Source organism: Eisenbergiella massiliensis (assembly GCF_003435485.1).
On record NZ_QVLV01000007.1, the window covers coordinates 198,356 to 217,535 of the forward strand.

At 50.9% G+C, this 19,180-nt stretch carries 13 protein-coding genes, 1 tRNA gene and 1 other annotated feature; of the genes, 4 read left to right on the forward strand and 10 right to left on the reverse strand.

The features are described 5' to 3' along the window. Positions 1-38 precede the first annotated feature (38 nt). On the forward strand, positions 39-734 hold the full coding sequence (locus DXC51_RS12350; RefSeq protein WP_117544692.1) for a response regulator transcription factor: 696 nt from the start codon (positions 39-41) through the stop codon (positions 732-734). Then, positions 731-2,098, forward strand: a complete 1,368-nt coding sequence (locus DXC51_RS12355; protein ID WP_117544693.1) for a sensor histidine kinase — start codon at positions 731-733, stop codon at positions 2,096-2,098. Before DXC51_RS12350 ends, DXC51_RS12355 begins: the two co-directional genes overlap by 4 nt. A 194-nt stretch (positions 2,099-2,292) precedes the next feature. On the opposite strand, the gene DXC51_RS12360 is transcribed toward DXC51_RS12355, so the two are convergent. Beyond that, positions 2,293-5,448: an alpha-mannosidase gene (locus DXC51_RS12360; RefSeq protein WP_117544737.1), complete on the reverse strand. Its 3,156-nt coding sequence runs from the start codon at positions 5,446-5,448 to the stop codon at positions 2,293-2,295. A gap of 224 nt (positions 5,449-5,672) precedes the next feature. Here DXC51_RS12360 and DXC51_RS12365 point away from each other — a divergent pair. Beyond that, positions 5,673-5,756 (forward strand) — tRNA-Leu (locus DXC51_RS12365). Between the two features lie 118 nt (positions 5,757-5,874). On the opposite strand, the gene DXC51_RS12370 is transcribed toward DXC51_RS12365, so the two are convergent. The 9 genes from DXC51_RS12370 to DXC51_RS12410 form a co-directional block, all read right to left on the reverse strand. After that, positions 5,875-7,233 carry a metallophosphoesterase family protein gene (locus tag DXC51_RS12370; protein ID WP_147332363.1) on the reverse strand — a complete coding sequence of 453 codons (1,359 nt, stop codon included), beginning with the start codon at positions 7,231-7,233 and terminating at the stop codon, positions 5,875-5,877. A 46-nt stretch (positions 7,234-7,279) separates the two neighbouring features. Further along, on the reverse strand, positions 7,280-8,554 hold the full coding sequence (locus DXC51_RS12375; RefSeq protein WP_117544695.1) for a DNA polymerase Y family protein: 1,275 nt from the start codon (positions 8,552-8,554) through the stop codon (positions 7,280-7,282). A 12-nt stretch (positions 8,555-8,566) separates the two neighbouring features. Further along, positions 8,567-9,535: an alpha/beta hydrolase gene (locus DXC51_RS12380; protein WP_117544696.1), complete on the reverse strand. Its 969-nt coding sequence runs from the start codon at positions 9,533-9,535 to the stop codon at positions 8,567-8,569. Positions 9,536-9,776: 241 nt separating this feature from the next. Then, entirely contained in the window at positions 9,777-11,162 is a 1,386-nt protein-coding gene (locus DXC51_RS12385) for a TrpB-like pyridoxal phosphate-dependent enzyme (protein ID WP_021639780.1), read from the reverse strand. A 183-nt stretch (positions 11,163-11,345) separates the two neighbouring features. Next, positions 11,346-11,628: a binding site (T-box leader), on the reverse strand. Between the two features lie 73 nt (positions 11,629-11,701). Continuing rightward, a complete protein-coding gene (locus DXC51_RS12390; RefSeq protein WP_117544697.1) occupies positions 11,702-12,526 on the reverse strand; it encodes an MBL fold metallo-hydrolase in 825 nt (274 codons plus the stop codon). Between the two features lie 68 nt (positions 12,527-12,594). Continuing rightward, entirely contained in the window at positions 12,595-13,920 is a 1,326-nt protein-coding gene (locus DXC51_RS12395) for a sodium-dependent transporter (protein ID WP_117544698.1), read from the reverse strand. A gap of 203 nt (positions 13,921-14,123) precedes the next feature. After that, on the reverse strand, positions 14,124-17,564 hold the full coding sequence (locus tag DXC51_RS12400) for an ATP-binding protein (RefSeq protein ID WP_243003189.1): 3,441 nt from the start codon (positions 17,562-17,564) through the stop codon (positions 14,124-14,126). Positions 17,565-17,580: 16 nt separating this feature from the next. Continuing rightward, positions 17,581-18,147, reverse strand: a complete 567-nt coding sequence (locus DXC51_RS12405) for a TetR/AcrR family transcriptional regulator (protein WP_021639776.1) — start codon at positions 18,145-18,147, stop codon at positions 17,581-17,583. A gap of 36 nt (positions 18,148-18,183) precedes the next feature. Beyond that, on the reverse strand, positions 18,184-18,600 hold the full coding sequence (locus DXC51_RS12410; protein WP_021639775.1) for an RrF2 family transcriptional regulator: 417 nt from the start codon (positions 18,598-18,600) through the stop codon (positions 18,184-18,186). A 231-nt stretch (positions 18,601-18,831) separates the two neighbouring features. On the opposite strand from DXC51_RS12410, the gene DXC51_RS12415 reads away from it, so the two are divergent. Continuing rightward, entirely contained in the window at positions 18,832-19,131 is a 300-nt protein-coding gene (locus DXC51_RS12415) for a DUF3892 domain-containing protein (RefSeq protein WP_025491336.1), read from the forward strand. Positions 19,132-19,180 lie beyond the last annotated feature (49 nt).

Sequence of the window (19,180 nt, forward strand, 5' to 3'; positions counted from 1 at the left end):
ACGGTATAATTAGAGCAGTAAAGAAAAGGTGGTGCTTTATGAATGACAGAATGATTCTTATAGCGGACGATGAAGCCGAGCTATTGGAAATGGTGAAGTCCATTTTTGAGAGGGCAGGATTTACACAGGTGTTGACGGCAGTCTCTGGTGAAGCTGCATTAAAAATATGCAAAGAAAAACAACCGGATATGGTGATTCTTGATGTTATGATGCCGGGGATGGACGGTTTTACCACATTGAGGGAAATACGAAAGGTAAGCAAAGTCCCTGTCCTTATGCTAACCGCCCACGGTGAAGCAGAGGACAAATTTACAGGCTTTGAAAATGGTGCTGACGATTATCTCCTTAAACCATTCTTGCCTAAAGAATTGCTGCTTCGTGTACAGGCCATATTAAATCGGGTTTATCCTGAAAAAGAACGTAAGGTGTTTTTTGACACTGCTGTTGTTGATCTGGAAAAAGCAATAGTTCAGCGTAATGGGGGAGTTATTACATTGACTGCCAAAGAGTTTCAGCTTTTTGAAAAGTTGTATGAAAACGCAGGCCGGATAGTTACTGCCGGCGCATTATGTCAGGCCATTTGCGGCGACTTCTGGCAGGGATATGAAAGTACATTGGCAACTCACATCCGGCATTTGAGAGAAAAGATTGAAGAAAATCCCTCAAAGCCAGTTGCCCTTGTGACGATCAAAGGAATCGGATATCGTCTGAATATAAAGGGGGTACAGACTTGAACGTATCAGAACGGTTTTTCCGACGCTATGTCTTTTCTGCGATTGGCATTGTGGTCTTTTTTCTGGTTGTTAATATGCTTTTAATAGGCTCATATCTGGCAGTTGCTTATTTGGAGAATGTAGCAGACTCAAATTTTCCTATTGAAAATCTTTCAAATCATATTGTGTTGGAAGATGGGCAATTTGTGGGAGATGGGCAGGTAACAGAAATGCTAAATGAGGCAAATGCCTGGGCTATGATTTTAGACGGGGATGGCATGGTTGTTTGGGAGGAAAAACTGCCGGAAGAACTGCCGCGTCATTATTCATCTATGGACGTCGCCATGTTCAGCCGTTGGTATCTAAACGATTATCCGGTTAATATTTGGAACAGACAGGATAGCCTTTTGGTAGTTGGTTTTCCACAGGAAGACATAGTGAATTACTACATTTCAATCAAAGCTCAGTATGTTGGGCCGATAGCGTTTGGACTATTGGCCGCTATCAGTATTAACTTTTTTTTAATGCTGTATCTTTTTATCCGGAATGCTCATCGGGTGGAAAAAGCTATGGTGCCGATTTTGAACGGCATACGGCATCTCTCCGCCGGAAATCCTGTCTGCCTGGAAGAAAGCGGGGAGTTGGCAGAAATCAGTGCCAGTTTGAATAAAGCCGGGGATTACCTGCTGAAAAAGGACAACACACGTGCAGAGTGGATCCGGGGGATTTCCCATGATATACGAACACCTCTTTCCATTGTTTTAGGATATGCAAGTGAAATTGAGGACACGGTATCTTTACCGGAAGCTACCAGAAAGCAGGCAGGGATTATCCGAAGGTACAGTGAGAAATTAAAAAACCTGGTAGCAGATTTGAATTTGACAACAAAACTGGAATACTCAATACAGCCCCTGCAAAAACAAAAGATTGATCCGGTAGAGTTAGCCCGTCAGGTTGTGAGTGAAGTATTGAATGACGGAATATCAGAACTTTATGAATTGGAGTTGTCGGAAGATACTCCCGGTAAAAACCTCTCGCTTGTCGGGGATCAGGCTTTACTTAGTCGGATGCTGAATAATCTGATACGAAACTGTATCGTTCATAATCCTGATGGATGCACAATACAGGTGTCAGTGGGAAGTTGTGATGCAATGTGTACTTTTTCTGTGGCAGACAATGGATATGGGATAAGTGAGCCACAATTAAACGCATTGAACAGCGGCAAAGATATTTCCAGTACGCAAAAACAGACGGGAGAAACAGAACATGGGCTGGGGCTTAAAATCGTGATGCAAATTGTGAAAGCACATCAGGGAATAATCCAATTTGCAGATACAATTCCACATGGATTAAGTATTCATATTTCTTTGCCTATGAAGTTATAACATAATCATATTATCTATGCATTTAGGCCAGCGAAAAGCATGCTATTTCAGTTTTTCCACATGGCTGTCAAGCGGATGGGCCGGATATCAAATGTCCCACAGGACAGACTTCTGAATGCACAGAAAAACCACCAGTAGAAAGAACCGAGCGTGGGGCCAGCTGGCCGCCGCGTTCGGTTCTTCTCTATAGCACTTTATTTCCCTGCTCTTTTAAGTCTTACGGTCTTCACCTCAAAGGCCCTGAAATCCAGCAGCATGTCTCCGTTTTCCATCACAGCCTCTTCCTGCACATTTTCCAGCATATCGCACAGGTAAGCGCGGCAGCCTTCCAGTTCTACATGAACTCTTGCCGTAACCGCCGCTTTCTTGGATTCATAAAGTCTGAGGATAATATCGCCGCTTCCGTCCTCCGCAGGCTTCATGGTATCCAGAATAATGTTTTCCTTATCGATGGATGCCAGGCTGAAGCTCTCGCAGGCTCCGGGCATGGTCAGCGCGGGGACATTCAGCTCATAACCCTGGCGCACCACATCGCAGTCCGTAAAGGAACCTTCCCAGGCGGTAAACGCATAGGTAAACTGATGTACTCTGTTGTCCGCGCGCATTTCCGGCGCGGAAGGCGCACGCAGCAGCGTCAGCTCCAGGCTGTTTCCGTTCATGCTGATACCATACTTGCAGTCGTTCAGTACTGCCGCCCCGTGGGAGCCGTCACACAGCGCGCTGTAGCGGTGGTTGCACACTTCAAAACGATCCTTGTCATAGGCTTTGGAACGGTGGGCAGGTCTTTCCACGTAACCAAACTGCATTTCATTGATGCCATTTTCCGCATATACCTGTACGGGGAATGCGGTTTTCCACAGACGGTGAAGCTCCTTCCAGTCCACCTCGGTATCGAATACCAGCCTTCTGCTATCCGCAGCCAGGCGGATATACTGTGTATAAGAGGATTCGCTGATCCGGCCGGTCACCTTCAGGATGGCTTCCAGGCCCTGGGACTGGATTTCCACCTTCACGTCCACAGCTGCTTCCACTTCCTGTTCACGGTAGTTGGAATCAATATCCCAGGCGTCAAAAAGGCGGGGGACATCCTTATACAGGTGGAAACGGTTCATGGATTCTGCCGCAAACTCCCTGCCGGATTCCTTAAGGATAAAGGAGATCACCTCGCCGCACCTGTTTACGCAGGCCCTGATTTGCGTATTTTCCATCAGGAAGCCATCTTCTGTTTCCGTAACGGATGCCGCAGGGTTCTCTTCTGTTACAGCCGCTATGTATTCCGGTTCCGCAGGCTGCGTGGCTGGAATCAGGGCAACAGCGCCGCAGGAAGGAAGTTCAACCAGCGCCTTTACCGTTCCGTCCATCACCTGGACAGGCATCTTCCGGCCGTCTGCCGTTTCTGCACCCGTTGCAAAGGCCTCCGGAAGCGTTACCAGCGCTTTCCTGCCAAAGCTCAGGGAGTTGAATACCGTAACTGTGTCTTCGCTGCCGTCAAGAACTGCCTTCGCTGCATTTTGGGTAATGTCCGCCGCTCCCTTAAGTATCTCTGTAAAGGCCTCTTCCGCCTCCACATAAACCCTCGCGATGGAGGAGCCGGGAAGGATGTCGTGGAACTGATGCAGGAGCAGCTGTTTCCACAGCGCATCCGCTTTCTCAAGGGGATATTCCCAGCCCCTGGATGCCGCCAGGCAGCTCCACATTTCCATTTCACGCAATGCAAGCTCGCATCTTCTGTTGTTCTTCTTTACCATGGCCTGGGAGGTATAGGTTCCGCGGTGGGCGCTGAAATAAAGCTCTCCCACATAGGTGTTGGCGGGGCCTCCCTGCTCCTGCATTTCCTCGAAGAATTCCCTGGGGCCTTCCATTTTCACCTTCACGCCGCCCTCCAGGTCCTTCTGGCGCAGTGCATATTCCACGTAATCCCTGGACGGGCCGCCGCCTCCGTCCCCGTAGCCGAAGGGCAGGAGGAATGCATCCAGATCCTGGATCTGCGTCCTGTTTTTCCATACCTGGTTGATTTCTTTCGGGTCCGTGCGGTAGGTGTAGCTGGTGGGCAGGAAGGAATCCACGCGGGAGCCGTCCATGCCTTCCCATGTAAAATAGTGATAAGGGAACTGATCCCCTTCATTATAGGACCAGAATATCTTCTGGGTAACCAGGTATTTTACGCCGCAGCCGCGCAGGATCTGAGGAAGGGCCGCCGTGTAGCCAAAGGTATCCGGCAGCCAGAGAACCTGGCTGTCCACACCCAGCTCTTCCTTATAATAACGTTTTCCATGAATCAGCTGTCTGACCAGGGACTCGCCGCTGGTCATGTTGGTATCCGGCTCCACCCACATGGCGCCGTCCGCAATCCACTGTCCTGCGCGGATCGCTTCCTTAATCCGTTCAAACAGCTCCGGATAATATTTTCTGCACATTTCATAAGAGGCCGGCTGGCTCTGGATGAATTTATATTCCGGATATTCCTCCAGAAGACGGAGCTGTGCCGCAAAGGTACGCTCGGTTTTCCTGTGGGTTTCCGCCATGGGCCACAGCCATGCCAGATCCAGATGGGCGTTTCCCACCGCGTAAAAAACAGGCATGGTCGAACCGTTAACAGCTTCCATCGCCGGTTTCAGCGCTTCTCTGGCCGCCCGGTAGCTTTCCGTTCTTTTTTCCTTGTCCTGTTCAAAATCCACAATCAGGGTGAACTGCTCCAGCGCCTTAGCGATTTTTGCCGCGCGCAGGGAGGTCTCATCCAGAGTTTCCAGCAGCTTGACCAGTGTATCCACGTCCATGTACAGCTGGTAGGCATCCTCATCCCAGATGCCATAGGTGCATACTCCCAGCGTCCTTCTTGCCCCTTCCCTCAATGGATCCGCAAAGGAACCGGGAAGCACGGGGCCGGTTGCGCAGCCTCCGTCAGGGCATTCGGGATAATAATGCCCCGCATAGGTCTCCATGAGCACCTCATAGCTCTCTCCGGCTTTTCCCGACCGTGTCAGTGTATTGTCTTCCATGTAATGATGGGGTTCGGATACCCAGTCAGCCCTGTAGGTGCCGAAGGAACGTCCATTGACGAACAGGGTGGATTCCCCGCCCGGCTTCAGATTCATTACAATCCTTTTTCCCTCCGCCCGGCCAGGAAGCTCTATCCGGCTTCTGAACCAGCAGTATTCATAAGTATTCCCCCATGTGAATCCCGGCTGTACCTGCTCAAACGCAAGCCCCAGCGCCTGCTCAGGACTGATGTGCTCCATCGTCCTGTGTCCTTCCCACCGGAACTCTCCCAGCGGTTCGTAAAAATCGTCCTTCAGCGTCCTTATCCAATGCCGGATCCGGCCGCTCCATTCAGAATGCATGACTTTCATTTCTAAGCTCCTTTGCTTTCTCTGATAATTTTCCAGCTGCCGTCCTTTCATGACAGACAGCATTACCCCTCTCCCCTTTTCAGTGAAATAATCGGCAGGGTATGCTTTTGTTATATCAGGTTAAAGAGCTTATGACAATCTATAAAATTTTATTTTTTCTGTAAAAAAAATAAGAATTATGTATTGACATTTTATCTCAGATCATATAAAATACATTTTGTCGCGCAGGAATGGCGGAATTGGCAGACGCGCACGGTTCAGGTCCGTGTGGTAGCAATACCATGAGAGTTCAAGTCTCTTTTCCTGCACTGCTTAAAAACCGGAACGGTTATTCGTTCCGGTTTTTTTATTGCTTTTTAAAAGGCCCGGCAGGCGGCGCACTTACTGTGCCGGCCTTCCGGACCTTTTGCTCATTGTTGCGATGCATCATTGCAGGTAATCCGCAGCACTTTCCTCCTGCGCGGCAGGTTCCCGAATGGCTTCCGGCGCATCCCCGGTAACCGTAAGCAGAATTGCCTGCCCCAGATACCCCGGCGGCGCCGTATACTGGACAATTCCGCTGTTTTCCGCCACCACATCCGTCTCCCTCATATGGATATGTCCGGCCAGGACAGCCTTTACCGGGCTTGTGTCTCCCAGTACAAGCTTCATATATTCCAGGGATGCTTCATTCGGGTAAATGCCTCCCACCGCCCCCATTCCCAGCGAAACAGGATTCTTCCATACCTGGGCAGTCTCCCTCACCAGCTTCTCCGCGGCAAAAGGCACATGCTGGAGGATAATCACCGGCTTGCCCTTCTCCAACGCTTTTCTGACCGTCTCCAGCGCCGCGGGATCAATCTGGTTGCTGCTGTCATCCACTCCTAAAATTACAAGCTCCTCATTCTCCAGCACCTGCGCCGCAGGCGTACCCCGCATAAAGGGGGCCAGGGCCGTCAGATATTCGTTTTTGCCTTTTTCCGTCATATATTCCCAGGGATAGGTCCAGTCATGATTGCCCGGCACATAGAGCACGGGCATTTCCAGTTTCCCCAGGTTTTCTTCCAAAAAGTCCAGATTGGACTGAGACGGGAAATCAATGATGTCCCCGCCGAGCAGCACGCCGTCCACCTTCTGTTCATTGGCATATGCCATCCAGTCCGGAAAGGTTTCCTCAGGCTTTCTTCCCTGTGCATCCAGAAACAGCGTATCTCTTCTGGGAAGCGCATTTTCCAGCTGCTGCTGTGTCTCTTCCCCGTTCAGCGTAATGATATGGGTATCCGAAAGGAACAGATACCGGTAGGCGCCTTTCAGTCCGGGGACAATGATTGTCTGTTCCTCCACCTGCAGGGCGGCGGATTTTACTGAATCCTGCCTGTCTTCCTCCGGGCAGGGACCGTTTCCGGCTTCTTCCCTGTCCGTATCCTGCACATTTTCAGCTGCCGTCTCCCTGTTCCCGGCGTTTTCCTCATCCCCGGGCGCTTCCTCCGCAGGCTTTTCTTCCTTATCCGGCAGCAGCTTCTCTTCATTTCTTTCCTTTGCCGCCGGTTCCGCGGGAATCTCCTGCCTGGTTGAAATAATTTCCTCTCCGCCGATATCCTTCAGCTCCGGCTTTCTGTTCCCTGCTTTTTCAGGAGCAGACGTTACCTCTGCGTCAGACTGATTCTTCTTATTCCCCCGATCCGTCATTTCCGGCGCCGCCGCATTATTTCCGCAGCCCACCGTCAGCACCGCCAGCAAAACTGCCAGCAGTACCGCTGCCTGAGGCATTCCTCTCCTGAATTTTGATTTCATAAATCTTATCACTTTTTTTCTCCCCGGACGCTTCCTGCCGCCCGTTCTGCCTGACAGCTCATTCTTCCTTCTCCCAGTCCGTGCCTGAAATTGCCTCAGCCCGTTTCTCCTTATTCAGCCCGCGTCCCGTGTGGGCAACATTGCTTTTGAGAAAACTTGCCCTCATGACGGAATCCTCCCCGAATTTGGCGCGGATGCTGTCAATGGCGCGGTCACATTTTTCCAGCTTGTCGTATTTTTCCATATCGAACAGATTATACTGACGGTATTCCTCATGGGAAACCCGGGAGGTGGATACACCAATCAGCCGCAGCGGCCTTCCATCCCACAGCTCGTCATAAAGACGGCAGGCCGCCTCATAGATTTCCTCTGTCACATCCGTTGCGCTGCTCAGCTGCATCTGCCTGTTTCTGTTTTCAAAATTTGACGTACGAAGCGTGATGCTCACACAGCTTATTTTCACATGATCCGCCCGAAGGCGCATGCCCACGGTTTCACACAGGGATAAAAGGATCTGTCTGGCGTACTTCACATCCGTAACATTTACAGGCGTGGTCATGCTGTTTCCGTAGGCCTTATTGCCTTCCTTTGCTTCCAGTGTGTCCTCTTCCTCACGTCCCCATGCATAATTCCAGATAACCTCGCCATGCTTTTTCATGTGGGCCTTCAGAGCGTCCACATCCGAACGGGCCAGATCTCCTATCGTATAAATTCCCAGGCTGTGCAGCCGGTCCGCAGCTGCTTTTCCTACCAGAAACAGCCTTTCCACCGGGAGCGGCCACATTTTTTCTTCAATTTCCTCCGGGAACAGGGTATGTACCAAATCCGGTTTTTTGAAATCCCCGGCCATTTTGGCCAAAAGGCGGTTGCTGGACACACCGATGTTTACGGTGAAGCCCAGTTCCTCCCGGATCTGATCCTTCAGCTTCCAGGCAAATTCCACCGGATCCCCGTAAAGCATCTCATAGCCGGTAAAATCCGCCCAGGCTTCATCAATGCTGTACTGGACCACATGGTCGGAATAGCTTTTCAGCAGCGATATCAGAGCCTTCGAATTTTCCACATACAGATGGAAATCCGGAGGGATAATGATCAGGTTCGGGCATTTCTTCCGGGCTGCCACTATCGGCTCCCCTGTCTGAATCCCATATTTCTTGGCCGGCGTGCTCTTGGCAAGCACAATACCATGGCGAGCCTCCTGGTCGCCGCCCACAATGGACGGCACCGTCCTCAGGTCAGGCTCCTCTCCCAGCACATGGCGCCGGTATGCCGCGCTCCAGCTTAAAAAGGCGCTGTTAACATCTATATGGAAAATGATCGGTCGTGCACTCATATAACCACACTCTTATTTTTCGTATTTCTTCATAAATCTGAGAACCGTTTCACGATAACGCACCGGCTCCACAAAATTAGAGGTTCCATGGGCCGCTTCCGGCACAATAAGCAGTTCCTTCGGCCCTGCGCAGGCAGAATAATTATCCAGCGTCATCTGCGTGGGCACGAACTCATCCTTTCCTCCATGGATAAACAGAATCGGAATGCTGCAGTTTTTCAAAATATCCAACGTGGAAACATCCTTATAGCCAAAGCCCGCTTTCTTCCGGTTCACCGCCTCGGTCAGGTTCATCAGCGGAAACAGCGGCAGTTTAAACTGAAGCTGCATCACATGCCTGAAAATATCGTAAGGGCTGGTAAAGCCGCAGTCCGCAATTATGCCCCTCACATTCTCCGGCAGGCCCAGTCCCACGGCCATAAGCACCGTCGAACTGCCCATGGAAATTCCTGACATATACAGATTGCAGTCCTTTCCAAAACGGCGCACAGCGTATTCCGCCCACATCTTACAGTCAAACCGTTCCTTAACGCCAAAACAGATATATTTTCCTTCGCTGTCCGCATGGCTTCTCTGGTGGGGCACCAGAAGATGATACCCCTGGTCATGGTAAAATTTAAACAGCCCCGCAAAATCGGAATACCCGTCCGCCCGGTAGCCGTGCATAAGCAAAAGAACTTTATTGCTATCCATTTGTGCCGGAAGCAGATAGGCTGACAGCCTCAGCCCGTCATAGCTTGTGAGCGTGATTTTTTCCGGCTGCTGAGCCTTAAACCAGGCTATGCCTTCGTCTATCTTATCACGGAAGCAGTCAAAGGTCAGGCCCTGCCCGGCCTTAAGTTCAGGCACTTTTTTCTTTTTCTTCTTCTTTTTTTTCATTCTTACAACGGAATAATTGAAGAAAAAGGCCACGCCGCCGGCCATTACCGCCGCTGGCAGAGCTGCTGCCGCCGCTATCATCCCTGCTTTTTTCCTGTTCAATTAACTTGCCCTCCTTTTTTATGGCAGAATGTAACGGTTCCGTCCCTTCACAGCTGCTGCCAAAGGCCGGACCGCCGCAAACTGCGGTAATATTCTCCCGGCATTTCCGGTAGTCTTTGGTATTCAGTTTATCACTATGCTAAAATCCTTGCAAGCCATCCGTCCGGAATATAAACCACAAAAAAACGGCGCCGCCTCAATATTGACATGCTGCCAATATATGAGGGACGCCGTTTTTATATCAGATATTATTTCCCGGGAATCTGGGGATTCCGTCGAAACCAGCCTGCAGGTCGGCATCGGTGGGAATATAATCTTTCATTTCTCCATTATGGAATTTCTCATAGGCCACCATGTCAAAGTAGCCGGTTCCGGTAAGGCCGAATACGATGGTCTTTTCTTCCCCGGTTTCCTTGCACTTCATCGCCTCGTCAATAGCTACGCGGATCGCATGGCTGCTTTCCGGAGCGGGAAGGATACCTTCCACTCTTGCGAACTGCTCAGCCGCTTCGAATACCGCTGTCTGCTCCACGCTGCGGGCTTCGATATAGCCATCATCGTACAGCTGGGACAGGATAGAGCTCATGCCGTGGTAACGCAGGCCGCCTGCATGGTTGGCGGAAGGGATGAAACCGCTGCCCAGCGTATACATTTTAGCCAGGGGGCAGACCTTACCGGTATCACAGAAGTCATATACATATTTTCCTCTGGTAAGGCTGGGGCAGGAAGCAGGCTCTACTGCAATGAATTTATAATCCTTTTCCCCTCTGAGCACCTCTCCCACAAACGGGGAAATCAGGCCGCCCAGGTTGGAGCCGCCGCCGGCACATCCGATGATGATATCCGGCACGATATCGTATTTATCAAGCGCGGTCTTGGTTTCCAGACCGATAATCGTCTGATGAAGCAGTACCTGGGAGAGCACGCTTCCCAGTACGTAACGGTAGCCTTCCTGCTTGGTCGCCGCTTCCACCGCTTCGGAAATGGCACAGCCAAGGCTTCCTGAGGTTCCGGGATGCTCCATAAGAATCTTTCTTCCCACTTCGGTAAATTCGGAAGGGGAAGGGGTAACCTTTGCCCCATAGGTACGCATTACTTCACGGCGGAAGGGCTTCTGCTCATAGGATACCTTTACCATATATACCTGGCAGTCCAGTCCGAAATAGGAACAGGCCATGGAAAGCGCGGTGCCCCACTGTCCGGCTCCGGTTTCCGTGGTAACGCCCTTCAGTCCCTGCTGCTTTGCATAGTAGGCCTGGGCGATGGCGGAATTGAGCTTGTGGCTGCCGCTGGTGTTGTTTCCTTCAAATTTATAATAAATCTTGGCAGGCGTCTGCAGCTTCTCTTCCAGGCAGTACGCTCTTACCAGGGGTGACGGACGGTACATTTTATAAAATTTTCTGATTTCCTCCGGAATGTCGATGTAGGCATCCGTATCATTCAGCTCCTGCTTTACCAGCTCATCACAGAATACAGGACGCAGCTCCTCAAAGGTCATGGGCTGCAGGGTTGCTGGATTTAAAAGCGGCGCCGGCTTATTCTTCATGTCGGCTCTCACATTGTACCACTGCCTGGGCATCTCCGATTCTTCCAGATAGATTTTGTAGGGAATTTCTTTGTTTGCCATAGTTTTATCTCCTTTTCTTAAATAGACAGACAACCTGACAGGGGAAAGCGCCTTCTTCTTAAGGCGGGTTTTTGATAATGAAAGGGGCGGTATCATTCTGTACGCGAACCGGGTCTTGATTCCACAGGATCTGATTTCCTGTAAAAACAAAAAACCGCCTCAGGATCTCCCGACAAGGGAAATTCTTGAGGCGGTAATAATCCTATTATCGCGGTACCACTCAAATTGACGCTTCGTCCACTCTTTCCATACAGCCAGGACTGCAATCCTGCCATATGCATGCACAACTATGCACGCCGGTCTGATAACGGGTCCGGATTCCCGCCGGCGCCTACTGGGTAAATTACCATGTTCAGGCCGGCCTCAAAAGTCCATTCAGCATGAGTTCCTATACCGCATTTCCACCAGCTGCGGCTCTCTGGGATATTTCCTCTTGATGCTTACTACTCTTTCTCACAGGTTTTTTCTTTTCTGTTACTAATTAACTTATAGCAATTTCAGGAATATGTCAATAGGGAATTTATACTTATTGACTGTGCTTACAAAGAAAAATGCTTTCCCGCCTCCGCCATGAGGCAGCTCTTCCCGAATGCCATTTTCATCCGGGCAATGGCCAGCGTCCCGGTACAGTGCAGCGGTATCAGATACGTAAAGCCCGCTTCCTTTAAACCCGTAATGGTTTCCTCCACCCGTTCCTGCGGACAGCCGCGCAGATGCATCCCGGCAAGCAAAGAATAAAGCTTTTCTCCGGGAAAGGTCTTTTTTACCTTCTCCACACAGCTTAAAATCCCCGGATGGGCGCAGCCGGCAAAAACGGCCAGCCCCTGAGGCGTGCGGATCACAAGAAGCTGCTCATCTTCCATGGTATCCGGCAGATATCTGCCGTTCTGCAGGATACGGAAGGGCTTTTCTCCCATTTCCGAAGGCACTGTGGTGGAAATCTGTCCCAGCAGATAAATACCGGGAAAAATCTCCTCCTGTTCCCAGGTAAATATCAAAGGCAGCCGTTCCAGCTCCCGCGCATCCTCCCGCCAGGGCACGCCGATACAGCGGTTCCCTTTGCCATCCCCTGCCAGACACCATTTATCCTCCAGAGCCTTTCCGCTCAGATAGACCGGACAGCTGACCTCTCCGGGAAATTCCGGCAGGCCTCCCGTATGATCATAATGCCCGTGGCTTAATACGATGGCGTCAAGCCCCTCCAGGCTGATACCCAGCTGTTCTGCATTATGTATATAAACGCCGCTCTGCCCCGTGTCAAACAGGATGCGTTTCCCTCCCTCTTCCACCAGTACCGAAAGGCCATGCTCCGCGAGCAGGCCCCGGCGGCTTACCGTATTTTCCGTTAATACCGTAATTTCCATCCCCGCACCTTCTTTTTCTTTAAAATAATAAAGTTAAATTCTCACTTTACCTTATTTTTTAATAAAAATCATCCAATTCCCTTATATACATATCCAAGAATCAATACCAGTACTGTCAGCGGCACATAAATATACTTTGCCGTAAATCCAAAAGCTTCTGATAATTTTCCCTTATGTCCCTTTTCCAGTTCCTCCCGGATTTTCGGATAGCCCAGCACATAATAAACCGACACGGCCCCCAGGACGGCGCCCAGAGGCACGATGGCGATGGATACTGTATCCAGCCATTTTCCTGTCCTGCTTTCCTCCTCCAGAAATACTCCCACCAGAAAGGTAATGCCGCCGCACAGCAGTGTGGACAGGAACCTGGAAATCCGGAACTGTGTCTGCCAGCTTTCTATAACCGCCTCAAACATATTGATAAGGGAGGTGATTCCCGCAAAGCTGACGGAAAGGAAGAAAAAGGCCGCAAACAGCCTTCCCATGGGCATCTGCCGGAAAACGCCCGGAAGCGTGATAAAAATCAGGGACGGGCCGCTGCCCGCATCGATGCCGAAGGCAAACACCGCCGGCATTATAGCCAGCCCCGAAAGCAGCGCCGCCATCGTATCAAACAATGCCGTCCGCACCGAAGCCCCCGGAATATCCACCTTATCATCCAGATAAGCGCCGTATACAATCATGCCGGAGCCTGTAATCGAAAGGGAGAAAAAGGCCTGTCCCATGGCCATAACCCAGGTATCCACCTTCAGAAGCGCCTCCCATCTGGGCACAAACAGGAACTCATAGCCTTTGGCCGCCCCCGGCAGGAAGGCCACCCTCACCGCCAGTATCACAAATAATACAAAAAACAGGGGCATCATAACCTTGCTCACTTTTTCAATCCCTTTGGTCACTCCCGTCAGAAGAATCACGGAAACCACCGCCACAATGATAAAATGCCAGGGAACGCTTCCAAAGGCCCCCGTGGCCTGTGCAAAATACTCCGCAGCATCCGTTTCAAACAGGCTTCCCGTTACCGCCCCCGCAAGGGAACGCAGCACCCAGCCCAGTACAATGGAATAGCCGATGGCAATTCCAAGAGAGCCAAGCAGCGGGAACCAGCCCAGTACCTTTCCTGTCTTTTCCCTGTCCCTGGCCGCGAAACAATAGCCATAGGCCCCTATAGTCCCGGTCCGCGCTTTTCTGCCCACTGCAAACTCCGCCGACAGCCCGACCCAGCCGAACAACAGGATAAACAGCAGATAGGGTATCAGGAAGGCCGCCCCTCCGTACTGTCCCAGGCGGTAGGGAAACATCCAGATATTTCCCAGCCCTACTGCCGATCCCACACAGGCAATCACAAAGCCTAACGTTGATGTAAAATTCCCGTTTTTATGTTGTCCGTTACTCATAAATCCTCCGTATTTGAATAGTTGTAACTGTTCAGTACCCCTCACAGTTACTGCTAAAATCCATCCTAAATCGCCTTTGGCGATGGATTTTAGCACTCCTGAATCACTTTCTTACGGTCAGCGCAAAGCGCTGGCCTGCGCAGCTAAATGCGCTGACCTGCTGAACAGTTACGAATAGTTACAATATTTTTTCTGCAAGCTGCTTATTTTATGCATTTTTCCAGCAGCTTCCTCGTTTTCTCCACCTCGATGGGCTTCACAAGATGGCCGTTCATGCCGCTTTCCATGGACTTTTTCATATCCTCGCTGAAGGCATTGGCGCTCATGGCGATAATAGGGATGCTCACGCTGTCTTCCTTTTCCGACATGCGGATAAACCTTGTTGCCTGCAGGCCGTCCATAACCGGCATTTTGATGTCCATCAGAATACCGTCATAATAATATGGAGGAGCGTCCAGGAATTTTTCCACCGCTTCTTTTCCATTCACAGCTTCCTCGGCCATAAATCCCCATCCTTCCAGAAGGGTTACCGCAATCTCCCGGTTAATATCATTGTCCTCCACAACCAGAATTCGTTTTCCGGAAAAATCCGCAGCGGCGCCGGACTTTTCCATCCCTGCATCCCCTCCGCGTTCTCCGGCAAAGGGCATGGAAAGCGTAAAATAGAAGCAGGATCCTTTACCCGGCTCGCTTTCCACCTCCAGCTTGCCGCCCATCATCTGTACCAGACGGCTGGATATGGAAAGGCCCAGGCCCGTCCCTCCGTATTGTGAGGCCGTGCTGGCCTCTGCCTGTTCAAAAGCATTAAAAATGGATTTCTGCCGCTCCTTCTGGATGCCGATCCCATCGTCCGTCACACTGAAACGGAGCCGCAGCAGCTCTTCATCAGCATCTGTCTGCTCAACCCGCAGCGTCACATGGCCTCCCGGAGGCGTAAACTTCACCGCATTTCCCAGAATATTAATCAATATCTGGTTCAGGCGCAGATCGTCTGCCATAATCGGCCGTTTTTCCTCACAGCTTACTTCCGTACTGAAAATAATGCCTTTTGCTTCCGCCTGAGGCTCAATAAGAATTTTCAGGCTGTTTATGATTTCATGCAAATCGTTTCTCTGGATATTCAGCTCCACCTTGCCGCTTTCAATGCGGGACATATCAAGAATATCGTTGATAAGCTGCAGCAGATAGGTATTGGCCGTTTCTATTTTATGAAGGCATTCCGCCATCTTTTCCTTATCCTCCAGAACCGTCTTCGCAATCGCAGTCATCCCCATAATGGCATTCATGGGCGTACGGATCTCATGGGACATACGGGAAAGGAAATCCGTCTTAGCCTGGCTGACGGCATCCGCCCTCGCTTTCATGGTAAAGGAGCTGATAATCCGGGCCAGTTCCTTGATAAGCCGCTTCTCCTCATCCGTCCATTCATAGCCCTCTTCCTTCTTTTCCCAGCAGAAAGCGCCTGCATACGTCCCCTCATTCCAGAACGCGGCGTGCAGCACGCTGGGCATCATATGCTGATGGAAAATAAGCTTTTCCGTACTGGTTCCGTCTGCCGAGTAAACACTGAGGATATGCTCCAGATCCTCCCGGCTTAAGTAAAACGGCTCCGTCTCATGATACCCCACAGCCTTGTCCGCCCACTGGTAAATGCAGGAGACATTCCGGTATTCATGGTTGACTTCACTGATGCATACCCTGTCCAGCTTCATCCGTTTTCCAATCCGGACAAGCAGCAGGTTCATGGCGTCGGAGATGTTCCTGGCTTTTCCGAGAAGCTCCAGCGCAAAGGTGGTCAGTTCTTCATCAGCGCTCAGATTGCTGCTGCCGACACTGTTGATCAGCAGTTCGTCCGGGTACAGGCTGGTCAGCCAGCTGCCCAGCTCATTAGAGGTATCCAGATAACAGGCCGCCCGGCCCTTGCCGTTTTTCTTCAAATATTGAAGCGTGCTCTCCGCACAGCGGTAAAGCCCGCTGTAATCCTCTACAACAGAGGTGACGCACATGCCGATGCTGGCGGAAATGCCCGATTCCCCTTCCATATCGGGAAAAAGGCCGCGTATCCTTTCGGCAATTGCCTTTCCCTGCACCACTGCTTCCGCCTTGGTACAGTTTTCCACAAAAACCATGAACTCATCGCCGCCCAGCCGGATGAGGATATCCTCATCCTTCGTTTCCCGCCGCAATACATCCGCCGTTTCCTGAAGCAGCACATCCGCAAAAACGCTGCCGGAAACGTCGTTGATTTTCTGAAAGTTATCCATATCCAGAAGCATCAGGCCGCAGACCTGATCCGCCCTCTTATGCTCCAGCCGTTCCTTTACAAGCGCAATGCCTGCTTCCCTGGTATAAAGCCCGGTCAGGGGATCCTGCGTCCTGGCTTTTCTCAGGGCGATTTCCATCTCCTTTTCCTTGGTAATATCCTCTGTGATGCCCACCACGTAGCCAGGTTTCCCCGTACTGTCATACCGGAGGACGGAAAGCGTAATGCGCCGCCAGTTCTTCCGGTCCTGATCCATAAATTCGCCTGTGGCGGTCCGTTCCCCCCTGTCAATGGCCCGGAACATCTGAAGAAACGCATCATGATATTCCGGCGCCGCATATTCCCTGGCAAAGGTTTCCGCCATATTGATGCAAACCGGCGTTTCCCGCCCATAGAATTCTCTGGTGCGCTCAGGCAGCGTCCCTATACCGCTGACAGGATCATAATAAAACTCATATATGGATGTATGCTCCAGGGAAAGGCGGAGGAACTCATTCCCGGCCTCCAGCTGCTTCTCCAGCAGCCGATTCTTCTGCTCGATTTCCTTACGTCTGTTAATATCCAGAAATACGCTCTGCACCACCAGCTCATCGTCCAGATCCCGGATAAGCTCAGCGCTTCCGATAACCCAGCATTTTCTTCCGTCCCTGCACTTTACGCGGTATTCATAAAAGAACTTATCCCCGGCTTCCTTCAGTTCGTCAATCCCCTTAATGATCCGCTCCCTGTCTTCCTCACAAACGGTGGACGTAAGATCCCATTCCTGCTTCTCCCAGAATTCCTGTTCCTCATATCCCAGAATCCGTATGGCTTCTTTGTTGGCATTTTTAAACCGCGCCAGCCCGTTATCCATCATGGAATACTGGATAATGCCGCAGAGCACCGACTGAAAAAGATTGTTATACCGCTGCTTTTGCCTTTCTGTTTCCTTCAGCTGCTGTCCTTGCACAAGGTTTGTCTTTCTCAGCCGCACCAGTTCCGTGATATCCTGATGATACCCTCTGATACGGTAAATCTGCCCTTCCCTTTCATAGACCTTGCCGCTGCATCTGACAAAAATTTTTCCCATCTGCGGATGGTTCCAGTAGTACTCCACCTCCGCCAGTTCTCCCGTTTTCAGCATTCTGTCCGTGTAATCCTGGACCGCTTTCTCGTAGCCAGGCTCAATCCGCTCCTGGAAAAAGGCAAACTGCTCCTTTGGTGTAAGCTCCATATGCTCCGTTCCCAGCAGGACGTGCATCTGCTCATCCGGATACATCCGGAACTCTCCCGTCTCATTATCCACTTCCACGATCCACATGCCAATCCGGCCGGTCTGCAGTACTTCCTTCAGCCAGTCGGCCTTATAGAGCTGATTTTCCAACCCGTCCCTGTTATCCATTGCCCCTCACCTTTTCCTACCGTATCTGTCCTGCAACAAACTTTCTGATCCTCTCCGCTTTCTGGAGGCCGCTGATATCTTCACGGAATAATATCCCCAGCTGCCCGTAGACACAAAAGGAAGCTACCGTTTCCGGATCCTCCACCGCAGTGAGACGCCCCAGCTTCATCTCCTCCGTGATCGCATCCGTCACATGAGGCACCAGCCGCTCCGCCACCTTCAGTGAAAGCTTCTGATAGACGCCTTTTTTGTCCGGGCTGTTAAAAATTTTATAATAATAGCTGTCGTCATCCTCAATATGGATGAAAGACTGCGTACTCATAATCTTTTCCCGCAGCGTTGTCCGACCGTCCCTGATCGCTTCCCCCATCTGCTCAGCCAGCCGTCCGGCATAATTTTCCAACGCCCCGTCAAAAAGTGCCTCCTTTGATTTGAAATACCTGTAAATCAGCCCCTGCGCCACCCCCAGCTTCAACGCAATGTCACTGATGGACGTCTTTTCATACCCCTTCTCATAAAAAACCCGCATTGCCGCGTCCAGTATCTCCTGCCTTCTTTCCTCCGATGCCTTTGAAACGCGCATTTCCCCTTCCCTCCTTACAAGGTAAAGCCAGGCTCGTCACCCGGCTCCGAAAATTTTTCCGTTTATGTCTTCAATTGTCAGTTTTTCCAGCCTTTCATAGCAGCGGCGATCCAGCTGATCATAAATTCCGTCAAGAAGGCCGGCCATCCCCGAAGCCACAAGGCAGTCCATATCCTGGTTCCCGCTCTTCCAGGAGGAAGAAACAAACCTGGCCTCCACCGCCTGCGCAATCATGCTAAGCGTCACCTTATCCGCAGGCCCGTTGAATAAATAGCCTCCATCCAGCCCTTCCCTGGTGGTTACCAGCCCCGCTCTTTTCAGCTTCGCCATAACCTTGCGCACACGGGCCGGATTGGTACATATATTTTCCGCCAGCACCTCGCTGGAAACCATTTCCCCCTTATGGTTTAAAAAGGTAAGCGCATGAACCGCCATGCCAAACTCACTTGTCATATCTGCTCCCTCACATTTTTTAATATCTGGGATAACTGTTTTGTACCTTTACAGTTATTACCTGAAAACAATATCATATCACATTCCGCCGGTTATCTGAATAACTTTTTTTGCACTGCGGATACTAATTGTCACAGTTCATCCGGGACTGTATTGTAACTGCCGGCAACTGAGAAAAAACACCGCGGCCCCTATATGGCAGGCCGCCTTGGAAAGAAAGGACATTTGACCATGGATAATAACGAGATACCGGATTCTGCACTGGCAAAAAATGCGCTGGACAGCATTCCGCAGACCAAAAGTGATGCAAAGGATATCGTGGGTCTTGTAAAGGAAAGCGGCCGTATCACCGGCTATCAGCTCTCCGACGGCTCCACGGTTTCCAAGGAAGAAGGCGTTGCCCTGGCAAAGGACGGAGAAATCAGGGGAGTCGGCATCGCCCACCGAAAGGATACCGAATATCTGAAATCCATCCCTGACGAAACAGAAAACAACAACTTAAGCTCCCTTCCCTCCGTTACCCCGGAATAAAATACTTCCTGGCAGGACAACGCTTCACTGATTAAGGCGCGCGGGCTTT